At 73.0% G+C, this 14,788-nt stretch carries 13 protein-coding genes; 5 read left to right on the forward strand and 8 right to left on the reverse strand.

The features are described from left to right. Positions 1–85 precede the first annotated feature (85 nt). Complete coding sequence (locus ACFW2Y_RS28555) at positions 86–2,050, reverse strand: NAD-binding lipoprotein (RefSeq protein ID WP_384884962.1); 1,965 nt, start codon at positions 2,048–2,050, stop codon at positions 86–88. A gap of 289 nt (positions 2,051–2,339) precedes the next feature. Here ACFW2Y_RS28555 and ACFW2Y_RS28560 point away from each other — a divergent pair, with 289 nt between their 5' ends. Beyond that, positions 2,340–3,020, forward strand: coding sequence for a lysophospholipid acyltransferase family protein (locus ACFW2Y_RS28560; RefSeq protein WP_384884964.1), 681 nt, complete (start codon positions 2,340–2,342; stop codon positions 3,018–3,020). Here the strand turns inward: ACFW2Y_RS28560 and ACFW2Y_RS28565 are convergent. From ACFW2Y_RS28565 to ACFW2Y_RS28590, 6 genes are all read right to left on the reverse strand, one after another. Continuing rightward, on the reverse strand, positions 2,998–3,921 hold the full coding sequence (locus ACFW2Y_RS28565) for a glutaminase (RefSeq protein WP_384884965.1): 924 nt from the start codon (positions 3,919–3,921) through the stop codon (positions 2,998–3,000). The two genes, ACFW2Y_RS28560 and ACFW2Y_RS28565, sit on opposite strands and share 23 nt — an antisense overlap. After that, complete coding sequence (locus ACFW2Y_RS28570) at positions 3,918–5,033, reverse strand: enoyl-CoA hydratase/isomerase family protein (RefSeq protein ID WP_384884967.1); 1,116 nt, start codon at positions 5,031–5,033, stop codon at positions 3,918–3,920. The genes ACFW2Y_RS28565 and ACFW2Y_RS28570 overlap by 4 nt, the downstream gene beginning before the upstream one ends. 405 nt (positions 5,034–5,438) lie before the next feature. Further along, positions 5,439–6,122 (reverse strand): GNAT family N-acetyltransferase, encoded by a 684-nt coding sequence (locus tag ACFW2Y_RS28575; RefSeq protein WP_384884968.1) that lies wholly within the window; start codon positions 6,120–6,122, stop codon positions 5,439–5,441. A 287-nt stretch (positions 6,123–6,409) separates the two neighbouring features. Beyond that, positions 6,410–7,111, reverse strand: coding sequence for a ribonuclease H (locus ACFW2Y_RS28580; RefSeq protein ID WP_384884969.1), 702 nt, complete (start codon positions 7,109–7,111; stop codon positions 6,410–6,412). A 111-nt stretch (positions 7,112–7,222) separates the two neighbouring features. Continuing rightward, positions 7,223–8,155, reverse strand: a complete 933-nt coding sequence (locus ACFW2Y_RS28585; protein WP_384884971.1) for an AAA family ATPase — start codon at positions 8,153–8,155, stop codon at positions 7,223–7,225. A gap of 2 nt (positions 8,156–8,157) precedes the next feature. Next, the gene (locus ACFW2Y_RS28590; protein ID WP_384884973.1) at positions 8,158–9,366 is read right to left on the reverse strand and encodes an RNA ligase; all 1,209 of its coding nucleotides are present in this window, start codon (positions 9,364–9,366) and stop codon (positions 8,158–8,160) included. 190 nt (positions 9,367–9,556) lie between these two features. Here ACFW2Y_RS28590 and ACFW2Y_RS28595 point away from each other — a divergent pair, with 190 nt between their 5' ends. From ACFW2Y_RS28595 to ACFW2Y_RS28605, 3 genes are all read left to right on the forward strand, one after another. Then, entirely contained in the window at positions 9,557–9,829 is a 273-nt protein-coding gene (locus ACFW2Y_RS28595; protein WP_384884974.1) for a hypothetical protein, read from the forward strand. A 170-nt stretch (positions 9,830–9,999) separates the two neighbouring features. Further along, the gene (locus tag ACFW2Y_RS28600) at positions 10,000–10,581 is read left to right on the forward strand and encodes a dienelactone hydrolase family protein (RefSeq protein ID WP_384884976.1); all 582 of its coding nucleotides are present in this window, start codon (positions 10,000–10,002) and stop codon (positions 10,579–10,581) included. A 162-nt stretch (positions 10,582–10,743) separates the two neighbouring features. Beyond that, positions 10,744–11,928 (forward strand): hypothetical protein, encoded by a 1,185-nt coding sequence (locus ACFW2Y_RS28605; protein WP_384884978.1) that lies wholly within the window; start codon positions 10,744–10,746, stop codon positions 11,926–11,928. Between the two features lie 306 nt (positions 11,929–12,234). Here the strand turns inward: ACFW2Y_RS28605 and ACFW2Y_RS28610 are convergent, their stop codons facing one another. Then, positions 12,235–13,353, reverse strand: coding sequence for a TrkA C-terminal domain-containing protein (locus tag ACFW2Y_RS28610; RefSeq protein WP_384884979.1), 1,119 nt, complete (start codon positions 13,351–13,353; stop codon positions 12,235–12,237). A gap of 58 nt (positions 13,354–13,411) precedes the next feature. Here ACFW2Y_RS28610 and ACFW2Y_RS28615 point away from each other — a divergent pair, with 58 nt between their 5' ends. Further along, on the forward strand, positions 13,412–14,779 hold the full coding sequence (locus ACFW2Y_RS28615; RefSeq protein ID WP_384884981.1) for an NAD(P)/FAD-dependent oxidoreductase: 1,368 nt from the start codon (positions 13,412–13,414) through the stop codon (positions 14,777–14,779). The last annotated feature ends 9 nt before the right edge of the window (positions 14,780–14,788 follow it).

The following is a 14,788-nucleotide window of genomic DNA, read 5'->3' on the forward strand; positions in this document are numbered from 1 at the left end:
GCCTTCGGGGGCGGACCGGTCGGTGCCGGTCCGCCCCCGCTCCGCCCCCGCTCCGGGATCACTCCGGCGATGGCCCGTTCGGGTGTCACCGGTGCTCCCGTGCGATGACCACGACCTCGTCCTGCGGATGCCAGTACCGGACGTGCGCCTTGGGCGGGTTGAGGCGGAGGCCGTGGTCCGGGCCGGTCGCCGGGCGGGAGCGGTATCCGATGGCGCGGGCGCCCCGTCGGGCGGCCGACTCCACGACGGTGGCGAAGGAGGCGGTGCGTCCGGTCGCGACGTAGTGCCCCGCGGGGTGGAGGTGGAGGGTGTTGCCACCGGGGGCCAGGAGTTCCTCGAACACGGTGGCGAGATGGGGACCCTGCGAGATCTGGGTCATGAGGAGTCCGACGAGCCGGCCGCTGACCACGTAGTCGGCCCGGCGGCCGTGGGGGCTGAGGAGCCGGTTGCGGTCATCGGCCATCTCGATGACGACCGGGACGGGGCGACCGGCCTCCCGTTCCGTGGTCCGCAGGTGGAGGAGGGTGACGAGCGTCCGGTCGTCCGGATCTGCGTGGCCCGGTCGGTGGTCGGGGCCGAGCACGATCACGGAGTCGTATCCGGTGGGGTCCAGCGCGTCCGTGGTCTCGTGCGAGGTGGGGTCGCCGGGCCGGTGGCACACCTCCATGCGGGCGCCGGCTGCTTCGGTGGCCTCCCGGATGCGGGCGAGGGTCTCCGCGTCCGACCCGGCCACGACGTCGAGGGTGGAGCCGAGCGGCGTGTGGAGCGCCAGTCGGTCGACGACCCGGTGGGCACGGCGGTTCCAGCCGAGGAGGAGGACGCGTACGGGTCCTGCAGGGGGGTCGGGCGGCGTCCGGACGAGTGCCGTCGGATCGTACGGGGTGGGGGTGGCGGACAGCCGGGTCGACCGTTCGTCCTCGGCGATCACCAGGAGCGCGTCGTCGGCGAGGAACCGCACGGAACCCGCGGGGTTGAGCGCGACGGTCCCGTCCCGGTGGACGATCCCGACGGCGGTCGACACGGGGCAGGCGCGGTCGGCCTGTTCGAAGGTCAGACCGGACAGGCCCGGCTCCCGCACGGTGTGGAACTCGTGCCCGGCGAAGTCGAGGAGTTCCTGGTGGACGAGGGAGAGACCGGGCCGTCGTGCGCAGTCGACGAGGAGCCGTGCTGCGAGGTCGTCCGTGCCGAGGACGGTCGCCAGGGGGCCTCCGGCCAGCCGGGCGGCGGTGAGGTAGCGGTCGTCGCGCACGGCGGCGATGACGCGTACGGGGCGCTCTTCCCCCACGGCTGCGGACAGGGACAGCAGGGTCTTCACGACCTCGACGTCGGCACGGGGGTCGTCGTGGGGCAGGACGAGGACGCTGTCCGCGGTCCCGGGGCTCACCCGGGCGAGCGCGACGGGGTCGGTGGGACGACCGCTGCGGCAGATGACCCGCGTGCGGCCCGTGGTGCCGACGGCAGCGTGGAGGTCCTCCTCCATGGAGGCCTTGTCGCGGTCCGCGAGCAGCGTGACGACGCGGCGGCGCCCGTCGGTGTGGGCGGCGACCAGTTCGGAGAGGACGGTGGGGATCTGTTCGGACCAACCGAGGACGACGGTGTGCCCGCTCTCGAGGACCCTGGCGTGTCCCCGCCCGAGGGCGATGACGCGGTCGGTGAGGCCGGCGGTGATGAGACTGACCAGCGTGGAGACGTAGAACAATGCGATGAGGGCGAGGAGCACGGAGAGCGCGACGCGCAGCGGTGGGCCCACTTCGCCGCCGAGGCGGAGGGTCTGTCCGGTGTTGCGCCACACCGCCGCGACCCTGTCGCCGAGGGAGGTGGGGGCGCGCTGGTCGGTCCAGGCCAGGAGCGTGCTGACGGGGATGACGACCGCCAGGCAGACGAGGGCCAGCCAGGCACAGAGCGCGGGTGTGCCGCGGGTGAGCGTGGTGTCGAACCAGTAGCGGAAGCGCGCCCGGACCGAGGGAGGACGGTACGCGGGCCGGGCGGGTGCTCCTCCGATCCGGACGGGGCCACCCTCCTGTGCCGCGCTCCGCTGCCCGGGAACCACCCCTTTGCCTTCTTTTTGCACGTGAGCAGCGTCCCGTCCCGTCGTGGACGGCGGGACGGCATCGGGGCACATTCATCCCTTCGTGATCCGTGGGGAGGCGGGCAGGGGGCACGGGCGATCAGGCGTGCGGATCGACCTGGCCTCCGCGCGACGGCGCTGGACGGAAGCGCACGGGACGGTTGAGTACGGTGGCGCGTACGGCAGTTGAGTACGGGTGCTCATGTCCGTGCGGCCCGGTTCCCGGACGATGGTTCCCTCAGCGTTCCACCACGGATCCAGGGAGACTCCCGTGCTCAGCCGCATCGCCGCCCGCGTCGTTCCGTTCTTCGGGCGACTGACCGTCACCAAGGACCCCGGGGTCCGCGTCGAGCCGGGCAGCATCCTGGTCGTGAACCACACCTCCCTGGCCGATCCGGCACTGGTGCTCGCCGCGCTCCGCAAGGGACTCGCCGTCGAGCCCGTGCTGCTGGCGACTTCGGGGCTGTGGCGGGTGCCCCTCCTCGGACGGGCCCTGACCCGCGAGGGCCACGTGCCCGTCCACCGCCGGTCGTCCCGTGCCGCGGCTGCCCTCGACCACGCGGCGGTCGCGCTCGCCTCGGGCCGGCACGTGATGATGTACGCCGAGGGACGCATCCCGCCGCGTCGGGACGCGTCCGAGAACCCGCCGGAGGCCTTCCGCACCGGGCTCGCCCGGCTGGCCCGGGAGACGGGGGCGCCCGTCGTGCCGATCGGTCAGGCCGGGGCCCGGCGGATCAGCTCGGGCGGGCGGGCGAAGCAGATCTCAGGAGTGCTCACCGCCCCCGTCCGCAGGCCGGGGCTGCACGTTCACATCGGGGCGCCGCTGCGGCTGCCCGAGGAGGTGACCGCCGCGACGGAACTCGCCCACGCGGCCGTGACGGCGGCTTGGAGGACGGCGGCGGGTGCCCTCGGTGAGCCGGCGGCCCTGGTCAGAAAACCGACAGACCGGTGATGGTGGTGAAGCGGTCGAGGGCGGTGACGCCCGCCACCGAGTTGCCCCGGCTGTCCAGTCCGGGGCTCCACACGCACAGGGTGCAGCGTCCGGGGACGACGGCGACGACCGCCCCGCCGACGCCGCTCTTGCCGGGGAGACCGACGCGGTAGGCGAAGTCACCCGCCGCGTCATAGGTGCCACAGGTGAGCATGACGGCGTTGACCTGCTTGGCCTGGCTGCGGCTCAGCAGACGGCTGCCGTCGGCGCGGAGCCCGTGCCGGGCGAGGAAGCCGGTGGCGAGGGCGAGATCGGCGCAGGACGCCTCCAGCGAGCACTGGCGGAAGTACTCGCGGAGCAGGTCGGAGACGGGCCCGGTGATGTTGCCGTAGGAGGCCATGAAGTGGGCCAGGGCCGCGTTGCGGTCGCCGTGGGCGGCCTCGGAGGCGGCGACGCCGTCGTCGAAGGCGAGGTCCGGATTGCCGCTCTCCGCGCGCAGGAAGGCGAGCAGGCTTCCGGAGGCGTCGCCGGTGAGACGGTGCAGTCGGTCGGTGACGACGAGGGCGCCCGCATTGATGAACGGGTTCCGCGGAATGCCGTGCTCGTACTCCAATTGCACGAGGGAGTTGAAGGGGTCGCCCGAAGGCTCCCGCCCCACGTGGGCCCAGAGTTCGTCCCCCTCCCCCGCAAGGGCGAGCGCGAGGGTGAAGACCTTGGTGACGGACTGCGTGGAGAAGGGCCGTCGCCAGTCCCCCACCCCGTAGACGGTGCCGTCGAGTTCGGCGACCGCCATGCCGAAGTCACGTGGATCGCCCGCGGCGAGGGCGGGAATGTAGTCGGCCGGGGTTCCCCGGTCCGTGAGCTCGGTGACCTCCTCGAGGATGCGGTCGAGAACGGGCTGGAACGAGGTGTTCGTGGTCACGCGCCGCCCCGCGCTCCGCAGTCGGCGGCTCCGGCGGCTCCGGCGGCTCCGGCGGCTCCGGCGGCTCCGGCGGCCAAGCCGAGGTCACCACCGGCCGGAGCGGCGAACCAGCGCGCCACCTCGGCGTCCGTCACCTCGGGGAGGGTGGCCGGGGTCCAGCGGGGGTTCCGGTCCTTGTCGACGACCTGGGCGCGAATGCCCTCGACCAGGTCGGGGCCGGTCAGGGCGGCGCAGGAGACCCGGTACTCCAGGTCGAGGGCCTCTTCGAGGGTGGCGAGGGCCCGGGAACGGCGCAGGGTGGCCAAGGTGACCTTGAGGGCCGTCGGCGACTTGGCGAGGAGGGTTTCGGCCGTCTCCTTGGCTGCGGGCACGCCGGCGTCGAAGAGGCGCTCAACGATCTCCTCCGCGGTCGGGGCGGTGTAGCAGGCGTCGATCCACTCCCGCTGCTCGGCGAGGACGCCCGGCGGGGGTGCGGCGGCATGACGGGTGAGGGCCAGGTCCGCCGGAACGTCCTTGAGGTCGTGGATCAGGGCGGGCAGTTCGGCGGCGGGCACGAAGCAGTCGGCCAGGCCGGTGAGCACCGCATCGGCGGCACCGATCTGGCCACCGGTGAGGGCGAGGTGGGTGCCGAGCTCGCCGGGGGCACGGCCGAGGAGGTACGTACCGCCGACGTCGGGGACGAATCCGATGCCCGTCTCGGGCATGGCGACCCGGGAACGCTCGGTGACGACGCGGACGGAGCCGTGCGCGGAGACGCCCACGCCGCCGCCCATGACGATGCCGTCCATGAGCGCGACGTAGGGCTTGGGGTAGTGGGAGATGCGGGCGTTGAGGCGGTATTCGTCCTGCCAGAAGGCCGCGGAGGCGGAGCCTCCGGCGCGGGCGTCGTCGTGGATGGCCCGGATGTCGCCACCCGCGCAGAGTCCGCGTTCTCCCGCGCCCTCGATGACGACCGTGGTGACGGCCGGGTCGCGCTCCCACCGTGAGAGCGCGTCGTCGACGGCGAGGACCATGGCGTGGGTGAGCGCGTTGATGGCGCGGGGCCGGTTCAGGGTGATGAACCCGGCGCGGCCCTCCGTCCGGAGGAGTACGTCGGGGCTTCCGGTCGGCACGATCACTCGGTCCCTTCGGGTGGCACGGCTCACTGTCCGGGCCACCGTACCGGGGCGTTCTCGGCGGGCCGAGGGCCGGGCGGTCGGATGGGCGCTACGGGCGCGGAGGAGGAACGGGGCGTGGGAGGTGGGGGCGGGAAGGACCCATCCGCTTCTCGCGGATCCTGATTGCACGGTGCACGGCCCGGTTGCGACCGCTACTCCGCATCCTCACGCGAGTCCTTCCCGTCACTTCCATGGAACCACCGGTCGGACGGGGCCGCGAGCGCCGGGGCCCCGGCAGGAGTCGCCGGGACGGTTCCGGCGGCGGTGACCGCCGGAGGTGGTGCACGACGGCGCCCGCCGTGCACGGTGCGTGGCCACGAGGTTCGTCGTGCACCACCTCCGTCCGGTGCCTCCGGGTGCTCAGGCCGGGAGCAGGTCCTGCGGGACGCGCACCTGCCGGGGGGCGGAGAGGCGCAGTTCCACGATGCCCCGGACGGTCGGCCACTCCTCGTCCAGGATCGAGTAGAAGGCGGTGTCGCGGACACAGCCGTCGAGGCCGCGGGAATGGGCGCGACGGATCCCTTCGCAGGTCGCTCCGAGGCGTTCGATGGCGATCCTGGAGCGGGTGTTGCGGGCGTCGGCGCGCAGGGTGACGCGACGGACGCCCCAGGTCTCGAAGGCGTGCCGGAACATCAGGTACTTGGCCTCGGTGTTGATGCCCGTCCCCCGTGCGTCGCCGGCGATCCAGGTGTTGCCGATCTCGGCCGCGTCCGGGACGGCCGTCAGGGGATCTCCGTGGGGCATGCCTGGAACGGGCGGCCAGATCAGCGGCCCCCGCCAGTAGTCGAGTTCGAGGAAGCGGGTCGAGCCGATGACTCGCTCGTCAGCCGTACTGACCAGTGCGAAGGGCAAGCAGCGGCCTGCCGCCTGGTCGGCGAGTGCACGGGCGATGTAGTCGAGGGCCGATTCGAGGCCGTCGGGTACGGGGGTGAAGGCGTAGGCCGATCGGTCCGCCCCGCCGGCCCGGGCAAGGGCTTCGGCGTGCCGCATCGCCAGCGGCTCCAGGCGCACGGAGCGCCCGGTCAGGAGAACAGGTACTGGCACGGAACCTCGGGTCTTTCACGGGCAGGGACGACCACCGTCGCGGGGAGGCCGCGACGGCAGCAGGAGGAGGTTCTCGCCGGGTGCCGAAAGCGTCATGAGAATGACGAAAGAGCAGGTAAAACGGTTCGTCACCGGATGCGAGGAGCATCAGTATGCAGCCACAACCGCTCCGAGAACAGAACCCCGGGAGAACCCGCGCCCACGCGGGGATGAAGCCTGCCGCGCACCCGTTACGACCGGTCTCACGGGCCGGACGGGGCCGCCCGCCAGTCGGACGGCCCCTTGCCTCAGACGCAGGTGGGATGGCCCCAGCCGTCGGTGTTCTTCGCGATGGTCTCGCCCTTGTCATAAGCACGTCCACAGCGGCAACGCCCCGGGAACTTCGCCTTGAGCGTGCCTCCGGACGGGCGACCCCTCCGACCCGCGCCGCCCCCCGCGCTGCCGGAACCCGCACGGGGCGCGGAGGAGCGCGAACGGGGCACGGAAGCGCGCGTGGCAGGCTCCGTCGGGGGCAGATCGGTGCCGGTCGCCGAGCCGATGGGCTGCTGGGTGCGGGCGCTGTGGCTGGCCGCGCGGTCGGCGGCGTCGTTGAGGGGGTCCCCGTCGACCTGGTGGGCCGGGGTGTAGACGAACCGGACGTCCCGGCCGGTGAGGAGCCCGTCGATCCGTACCACCAGGTCCTTGTTGGCGACGGGGGTGCCGGCGGCGGTCTTCCAGCCCTTCCGGCGCCAACCGGGGAGCCAGGTGGTGACGGCCTTCATGGCGTACTGCGAGTCCATGCGGACCTCGGCGGGCACGCCCGGGTCGAGGACCTCCAGGAGGCGCTCCAGGGCGGTGAGTTCGGCCACGTTGTTGGTCGCCCTGCCGAGGGGGCCCGCTTCCCAGCGGTCGACCGTCCCGTCGAGGCGGCCGATGACCCATGCCCAGGCCGCGGGACCTGGATTTCCCTTCGACGCGCCGTCGCACGCCGCGATGATCTTTTCCGTCATCCCACGATCCTGGCACGGCGCCGAGGCCACCGGTCCGCCCCGGCCCCGCTCGGCCGGCCGGGCACGCCCGGGGCGCGGGGCCCGGCGGGGCAGCACGCGCGCCCGGCCCCGTCAGAAGGCGCCGTAGTTGACCTGCCAGGTGGGCAGGCCCATCCGGCGCCAGAGGGCCACGACGCGGTCACGGTCGTCCAGGGAGACGCGGACCGCGTAGCGGTGGCGCACATGGGCGTCGAAGAGCTCCGCCTTCACGAGGTCGTCGCTCCGACCGTCGCCGGAGGCACGCATCCACAGTTCGTCGTAGGGCACCTCATGACGGGCGAGCCACTCCTCGGTGAGGGCGCGGTGGTCCTCGCTGCGCCCGGAGAGGAGCACGATCCGGTCCCGTTCGGAGCTCCGGAAGGCCCGCAGGGCGTCGCGCACGGAGCCGTTCAGCAGATCGCGGTCACAGCGGCCGAAGTCGTACGGGCCGCGGTCGGCGCGCAGCGCGAGGGTGCCGTCGATGTCGCACATGACGGCGGCGGGGAGCGCCGGGTCGGGCACGTACGGTTCGACGGCCGGGCGGTCGTTCATCCAGTCCGCGGTGAGCCGCCAGCCGCCCCGGGTGGCCTTGGCGTGCGTGGCGGCGAGCATGCGGATGGCCTCCTCGCCGACCGGGCGGTCGCGGGTGGCGTCACGACGCACGCACTCGTCGACGGGCACGTCGGTGAAGTCGTGGACGACGAAGGCGGCGAGATCGGCCACGGCCGCCTTGAGCCGCTTGGGGATGTGCGGGGTCAGGTGGGTGTTGTCGACGACGACGTCGAAGCCGCCGGCCACGGCCGCGCGGACGGCGGCGTCCTGGACGTCGAGCACGGTCTGCTCGTGGCGGTGCGAGCGGGCGGGGGCGGCCCCGGGGCTGCGGTCCGTCGCGGGGAGGTCGAGCATGGCACGCAGGTCATCCAGGTTGACGCGGCGCACCCGCCCCTCGGCCGCGGCCTGGAGGGCGCGGGCGGCGGTCGTCTTCCCCGAGGCCGGCAGCCCGGTCATGACGTGAACGACGGGCACGGTCAGTTCTCCTTGTCGTGGGCGAAGGGGTCGTTGACTTCGGGACGCACCTGACGCCAGGAGAGGAGTTCGGTGGGGCGCCCGTCGAGGCGCAGGAAGAGGGCGGCCCGCAGGCCGCGGTCGGTGAGGCCCGCTGCGGCACGGGCGAAGGCGCCCCGGTGTCCGGCGTGGTGGGAGAGCGCGGCGAACGCCTCGTCGACGGCCCGCTCGCGGTCCGCGGCGGCCGTCTCCAGCCGGGCGATGACCTCGCGTACCCAGGCGTCGAACTCGTCCGGGACCTGTTCGAGGAGCGCATCGAGGGGCTTGCCCCCGGAGGCTTCGACCTCGGCCACCGAGCAGCCGAGCCCGGAGGCCAGCTCACCGGCCGGATGCGCGGCGAAGCGCTGGATGCCGTGGCTGCGCCAGATGTCCCGCTCGGTCACGCCGGTGAGCACCTTGTGGAGCCGGACGTACTCGCCGAGCTTCGCCTTGGCCCGCAGGCCGGAGGCGAAGCGCAGGACGAAGCCCTCGGCGTCGGTGCCGGTGGCCGGACGACCCCCGGGCAGGGTGCTGGACTCGGTGAGGGCGACGAGTTCGTCGACCTCCATGCCGGGCCAGGAGCGGACGACGGAGCCGAGGGGCCGCCATGCTCCGGCGGCGTCCGCGAGGGGGAGTTCGGTGCCGTCGGGCCGGAAGGCGGCGAGCAGGACGAGGTCGCGGCGGTCGCCGTAGTTCACGACGATGCGGTTGCCCGGGTAGAGCGTCTCGGCGAGGTAGGTGACGCCGCGGACCAGTCCCGTGGTGTCGGCGGCGTCGAGGCGGCGCTGGGCCCAGGTGGCCTGGCCGCTGCTGAAGGATCCCTTCGAGGCGGCGTGCCAGCGGCCCGCGTAGTGGAAGACCACTGCGAGGCTGCCGTCGACCTTGTCGTACACCTCGAAGGGCTCGTCGGGCAGCGGGGGCGCGTAGGGGCGTCCGGCGGCGTGCTCGGAGAGGTTGAAGAACTTGGGGAGGGGGAGCGCGACGACCTGACCGGTGACGTCGTCGACGACGAGGCCGCGGCAGCGCGTGGTGGCCCGGTTCCAGTGCTGGGCGTACTGGCACGCCCGCGTGTACGTGTAGATCGACAGCGGCAGCTCGGGGTGGTGCTTGCGGGCGACGTGGCCGTCCGCGAGGGCCGCGGCGAGCTCGTCGGGCGGCATCAGGTCGTGCAGAGTCAGGGTCACCTGGCTCATGGGGTCCCTCCCGTGTGTTCGGTGATCCATTCTCGGGTCGGTGCGGCCGGGAAGCACAGTGCTTTTCCGGGACGGGGTGCCGTCGGCGGCGCCCCGCCCCGGCTCCCGATCCCGGGCGTGTCGGTGGTTCCCCGTAGACTCGCGTCGCCCGTCGGTGACGGAACCGGCGCAGTCGAAGGAAGCGAGCCCCATGAACCACGCGGACGGCACGGCACCGATCTACGCCGAGCTCATACGGGAACGGGGGGATGTTCCCGGTGACGTCCGCCAGGTCGCCGAGGAAGTCCTGCGGGACCTGAGCCGTGTGATCCAGATGCCTCCGCAGGGGATCCCGGGGCCGCAGGACTCCGTCGCGCACCCCGGCGCCCCGCACCCGGGTGCCGGTGGTCCGATGGGCGTGGGCGGGCCCGCCGGCGTGGTCGGCCAGGCCGGCGCCGTCGTCCCGCACCGGCCGATGAGCTGACGGGCTCCGCACGGTCCGGGAGCCGGAGCGCCGTCCGTCGGCGGCGGGGCCACGGCCACCGGAACCCGAGCATCGGCGCCCATGTCAGTGGCGCGTGCCACGCTGGCCGCAGGAGCGGGTCCCGACCCTCATGGGGGGGCGGGCGTGCAGGCTGACGTAGGGACGACCAGATGGCCGAAGTGTTGCTCTTCCACCACTCGCTCGGGCTGACGGAGGGCGTGGGCGCGTTCGCCGACGAACTGCGGCGGGTCGGGCACGTCGTGCACGTGCCCGACCTCTACGGAGGGCGGACCTTCCGGGACCTGGAGACGGCCGCCGGTTTCGTCCGGGAGGTCGGCTTCGACGTGCTCGTGGCGCGGGGCCAGCGGGCCGCCGAGGGGCTCCCTGCGGAGATCGTGTACGCCGGCTTCTCGCTCGGCGTGCTGCCCGCACAGAAGTTGGCGCAGTCCCGGCCCGGCGCCGCCGGCGCGCTGCTGTTCGGTGCTTGTGTCCCGCCCCTCACCTTCGGCGCGGCCTGGCCGCAGGGCGTGCCGGCGCAGGTGCACGCGATGGATGCCGACCCGTACTTCGTCGACGACGGCGACCTGGAGGCGGCGCGCGAGCTGGTGGCCGGTGCCGTGGACCGGGAACTGTTCTTGTACCCGGGGAGTGCGCACCTCTTCGCGGAGCACGGTGCGCCGGAGTACGCGCCGGAGGCCGCTGCGCTGTGCATCGAACGGGTGTTGTGCTTCCTGGCCGCCGTGACGGGCTGAGCACCGCCGACCGGGGTCGGCCGATCGGCTGACCCCGGCGTCGACCTCTCTGCCGGGGGCAGGGGGCCGGACGGTCGACCGCACGGGGTGGACACGGGTGGAGGATCGGGGCGGGGCGCCTCGGGACGGGCCCCGTGTGGTCATCGCAGCGAGGAGTCCGACATGCCGCAGTTCCGCCGTCCGCCCCGTGCCGCGGGGCTGCTCCTGCCCTGTGCGGTGATCGTGCTGCTGCTCACCGGCTGCTCCGGCGGAACGGTTGCGGCCGGCGGACCGACGGCGCCCTCCTCCTCCGCGCCCACGGTCGGAGCCGGCCCCGACGGATCGACCGCCCCCGGTTCTCCGGGCACCGTGACGCCGGCGCCGGACGGCACGGCCGCGTCGGAGACCCTGCTCGTCACCGACTTCGGCGCCCGTACCGTCTCCTTCGTCGATTCCGCTCGGGGCGCCATCGGCTCCGTGGAGGTCGGCACCGCCCCGTACGGACTGGCCGTCGGCGGGGACGGACGGGCCTGGGTGGCGACCGCCGAGGGGGTGGCGGTCGTGGACACGGTGAACCGCGAGCGGCTCGCGCTGATCCGGTACCGGAGCGACGGCGGGCCGGTGACCACGGGCGAGTACCGGGGCGGAGGCATGGGCATCGCGCTCTCCCCCGACGGTCGGCGGGTGTACGTGGGGGTCAACGTGCCCGGCGGGAACGGCACCCTGGAGGTGATCGACACGGTGGCCCTGGAGGTCACGGACACCGTCCCGGTCGGCAGGCGCCCGTTCGACGTCGACACCTCACCGGACGGGACCGAGGTGTACGTGACGAACCACGACTCCTTCGACGTCACGGTCGTCACCGCAGCGACCCTGGAACCGCGCCGGGTGGAGGTCGCCCCCTACGGCACGGAGGGCGGGCTGGGCTCCTGGCTCAAGCCCCACTACGCCGCGGTGCGCCCCTCGGACGGGAAGTTGCTGCTCCCCTTCGAGGGGGAGCGGCTCGCGGTGGTCGATCCCCGGACGGGTCGGACGACGGTCGAGCCGATGACCGCGAGCACACATCAGCACGGCACCACCGTGACCCCCGACGGGAGGCTGCTGGTGGTGGGCACCGGACCGATCGACCCGGCCGCGGACGAAGGGCCCTCGCTGACGGTCCGCGAGCCGGACGGCACCGAGCGGGTCCATCCCTTGGAAGGCCCGCACGAGAACGTGGCGGTGTCCCGGGACGGTCGGACCGCCTATGTGACGGGGGGCTTCACCCGAGGCGGTTACTGGGACGGCCTGACCGTCGTCGATCTCGGCTCGGGCGGGACACGGCGTCTCCCGGCGGGCTCCCGGCCGCTCGGAATCGTCGTCCTCTGAACCGGCGCCGGCGGGGCGGCCCGGGCGTGCACCTCGCACGGCGCGCCTCGATGCCGTGGCGGCGGAGCCGTGGGGACCCCGCTCCGCGAAGGCCTTGAGGGCGACCGTGGAGTCGCTCGGGAATCGTTGGGCGGTCGGGTCGGTGGCCCCTTGATGGAGCGGGTCGACAGGTTGCCGAGGAACAGTTCGCCGAGGAAGTGACCGACCCGGTGGGTGGTCATGCGCGCCGTTCCGCCTTCCCCCTCCTCGCGGGAGGGGCTCCGGCAACGCGACCCGCGGCCCTGCGAGCCGGACTCCGGCGGATGCTCAGAGGCCCACGATCAGCTGGATGCAGACGATCTTGACCAGGATCGCGAGGGCGAACAGGGTCGCGTAGCCGGTGTTGACCCTGCTGTCGGAGACCCGACGGTTGGCGTACGCGGTGACGGCCGGGTTCCCGACGTAGCCGGCGAGCAGCCCCATCGTGCGGGGCCGGCTCTGACCGAGCAGACGGGCGACGAGGAACATGCAGGCGTAGCTCAGGACGGCCCCGGCGAGGAGCACGGTCAGCAGTTTCAGACCGAAGAGGGAGAAGGCGTCGCGACGGAAGGCGTACCCCGAGCTGAGGCCGACGCAGGCGAGGAAGACCAACAGGCCGATCTGGCGGAGCGTGAGGTTGGCGCGGGTGGGCAGGACCCACACGAGGGGGCCGGTGCGCCGCAGCCGGCCGAGGACCATCGCCATCACGAGGAGCCCGGCGGCGGTGCCGAGGGACAGCGTGGTGGAACCGATGGTCAGCGAGGGGATGCCGATCAGGAAGCCGGCGGCGAGGCCGAGGCCCATGCTGACCGCACTGACCTCGCTGACCTTCGCCTCGGTGTCGCCGAGGAAGGCGGTCACCTCCGCGGTGCGTTCCCGCGGCATGACGACGCGGATCCGGTCGTCGAGCTGCAGCAGCAGGTCCTCGTGGGCCAGGAGGTCCTGGTCGCCCCGGCGGACCCGGGTGGCCTTCGCTCCGTAGCGGTCGCCGAGGCCGATCTCGGCGACGGTCCGGCCTGCGAGGTCGAGGTTGGTGAGGAGGATGCGGCGGTGGTCCACGACGTCACGGCGGTCGAGGAGGTGGTTCGGGGCCGGTTCGCCGAGTGCGGCGGTCCCCGCGGCGACGGCCCCGGTCATCACGGCCAGTTGGGGGCGGAGCTCGCGGAAGAAGGCCGGTCCGGCTTCGAGGCCGACGGTGTACACGTACAGGGCGAGCCCGAGGACCGGGAGGCCGGCGGGGACCGCCGGGCCGATGTCGGGGTCGAGGGCGCCGAGCAGCAGTCCGACGAAGAGCACGCCGGCGGCGCCGAGCTTGACGGGACCGAAGCGGACCATGCCGAAGAGCGATCCTGCCGCAATGGCGATAAAAAGGGTGAACCACGGATAGTCAGCGAAAAATTGCCACATGAGCTTACTGAGCCATATTCGATGGCCTCTTGCACGCTCATAGGGAAGGGCGGACAGCGTGACGCGACCGAGGATTCTCGTGGTGGGCGCAGGATTCGCCGGAGTGGGCTGCGTGCGCCGGCTCGAGCGGCGGCTTGCCGAGCGGGAGGCGCAGATCACCCTCCTCTCGCCGTTCTCCTACCAGCTGTACCTGCCCCTGCTCCCCCAAGTGGCGGCGGGGGTGCTGACCCCGCAGTCGGTGGCGCTGTCGCTGCGGCGCAGCCAGCGGCACCGGACCCGGATCGTGCCGGGCGGTGCGGTCGGCATCGACACCGCGGCAAAGGTCTGTGTGGCGCGGACGATCTCCGGCGAGTACGTGACCGAGCCGTACGACCACCTGGTCCTGGCGCCCGGCAGCGTGACCCGCAGCTTCGACATCCCGGGGCTCGCCGAACACGCGCGCGGCATGAAGACGCTCGCCGAGGCCGTCTACATCCGTGACCACGTGATCGCCCAGTTGGACCTGGCGGACGCCAGCAACGACGACGAGGAGCGGGCCGCGCGGCTGCGGTTCGTGGTGGTCGGCGGCGGTTACGCGGGAACCGAGACGGCGGCCTGCCTCCAACTCCTGACCCACAATGCGGTGAAGCGTTACCCCAGGCTCGACCCCGGCCTCATCAAGTGGCACCTGGTGGACATCGCACCGAAGCTGATGCCCGAACTGGGCGACAAACTGGGCACCGCCGCCATGGACATCCTGACCAAGCGCGGCATCGAGGTGTCGCTCGGCGTCTCGGTGGGTTCGGTCGACGACGAGGCGGTGACGCTCACCGACGGGCGGGTGCTGCCGAGCCGGACGCTGATCTGGACGGCCGGCGTGGCCGCGAGCCCGTTGATCGGCACGCTCGGGGCGGAGACGGTGCGGGGCCGGCTCGTCGTCTCCGCCGAGATGGACGTACCGGGCCTGGACGGGGTGTGGGCGCTGGGTGACGCGGCAGCGGTCCCCGACCTCGCCAAGGAAGAGGAGGGGGCGATCTGCCCGCCGACCGCGCAGCACGCGATGCGGCAGGGCAAGGCCCTCGCCGACAACCTGGTCGCAACGCTGCGCCACGAGCAGACCCGTCCGTACACGCACAAGGACCTCGGGCTGGTGGTGGATCTGGGCGGGATGGACGGGGTGTCGAAGCCACTGGGCCTGGAGCTGCACGGAGCCCCGGCACAGGCCGTGGCCCGCGGCTACCACTGGGCGGCACTGCGGACGAACGTGGCCAAGACCCGGGTGATGACGAACTGGCTGCTCAACGCCGTCGCCGGCGACGACTACGTGCGGACCGGGTTCTTGGCCTCGAAGGCCGGGACGCTGCGGGACTTCGAGTACACGGACGCCTATCTGACGCCGGAACAGGTCCGCAGCCACACCGCCTCGTTCCGCGGGGCGGTCGGGTAGGGCGGCGGG

Origin of the sequence: Streptomyces sp. NPDC058877 (assembly GCF_042742855.1) — a bacterium.
Lineage (GTDB): Bacteria > Actinomycetota > Actinomycetes > Streptomycetales > Streptomycetaceae > Streptomyces.

What these genes read in the sequence shown, in the direction of transcription:
- ACFW2Y_RS28580 (WP_384884969.1), bottom strand. Translation starts at nt 7,111, where the DNA reads ATGACGGAAAAGATCATCGCGGCGTGCGACGGCGCGTCGAAGGGAAAT.
- ACFW2Y_RS28590 (WP_384884973.1), bottom strand. Translation starts at nt 9,366, where the DNA reads ATGAGCCAGGTGACCCTGACTCTGCACGACCTGATGCCGCCCGACGAG.
- ACFW2Y_RS28595 (WP_384884974.1), top strand. Translation starts at nt 9,557, where the DNA reads ATGAACCACGCGGACGGCACGGCACCGATCTACGCCGAGCTCATACGG.
- ACFW2Y_RS28600 (WP_384884976.1), top strand. Translation starts at nt 10,000, where the DNA reads ATGGCCGAAGTGTTGCTCTTCCACCACTCGCTCGGGCTGACGGAGGGC.
- ACFW2Y_RS28605 (WP_384884978.1), top strand. Translation starts at nt 10,744, where the DNA reads ATGCCGCAGTTCCGCCGTCCGCCCCGTGCCGCGGGGCTGCTCCTGCCC.
- ACFW2Y_RS28610 (WP_384884979.1), bottom strand. Translation starts at nt 13,353, where the DNA reads ATGTGGCAATTTTTCGCTGACTATCCGTGGTTCACCCTTTTTATCGCC.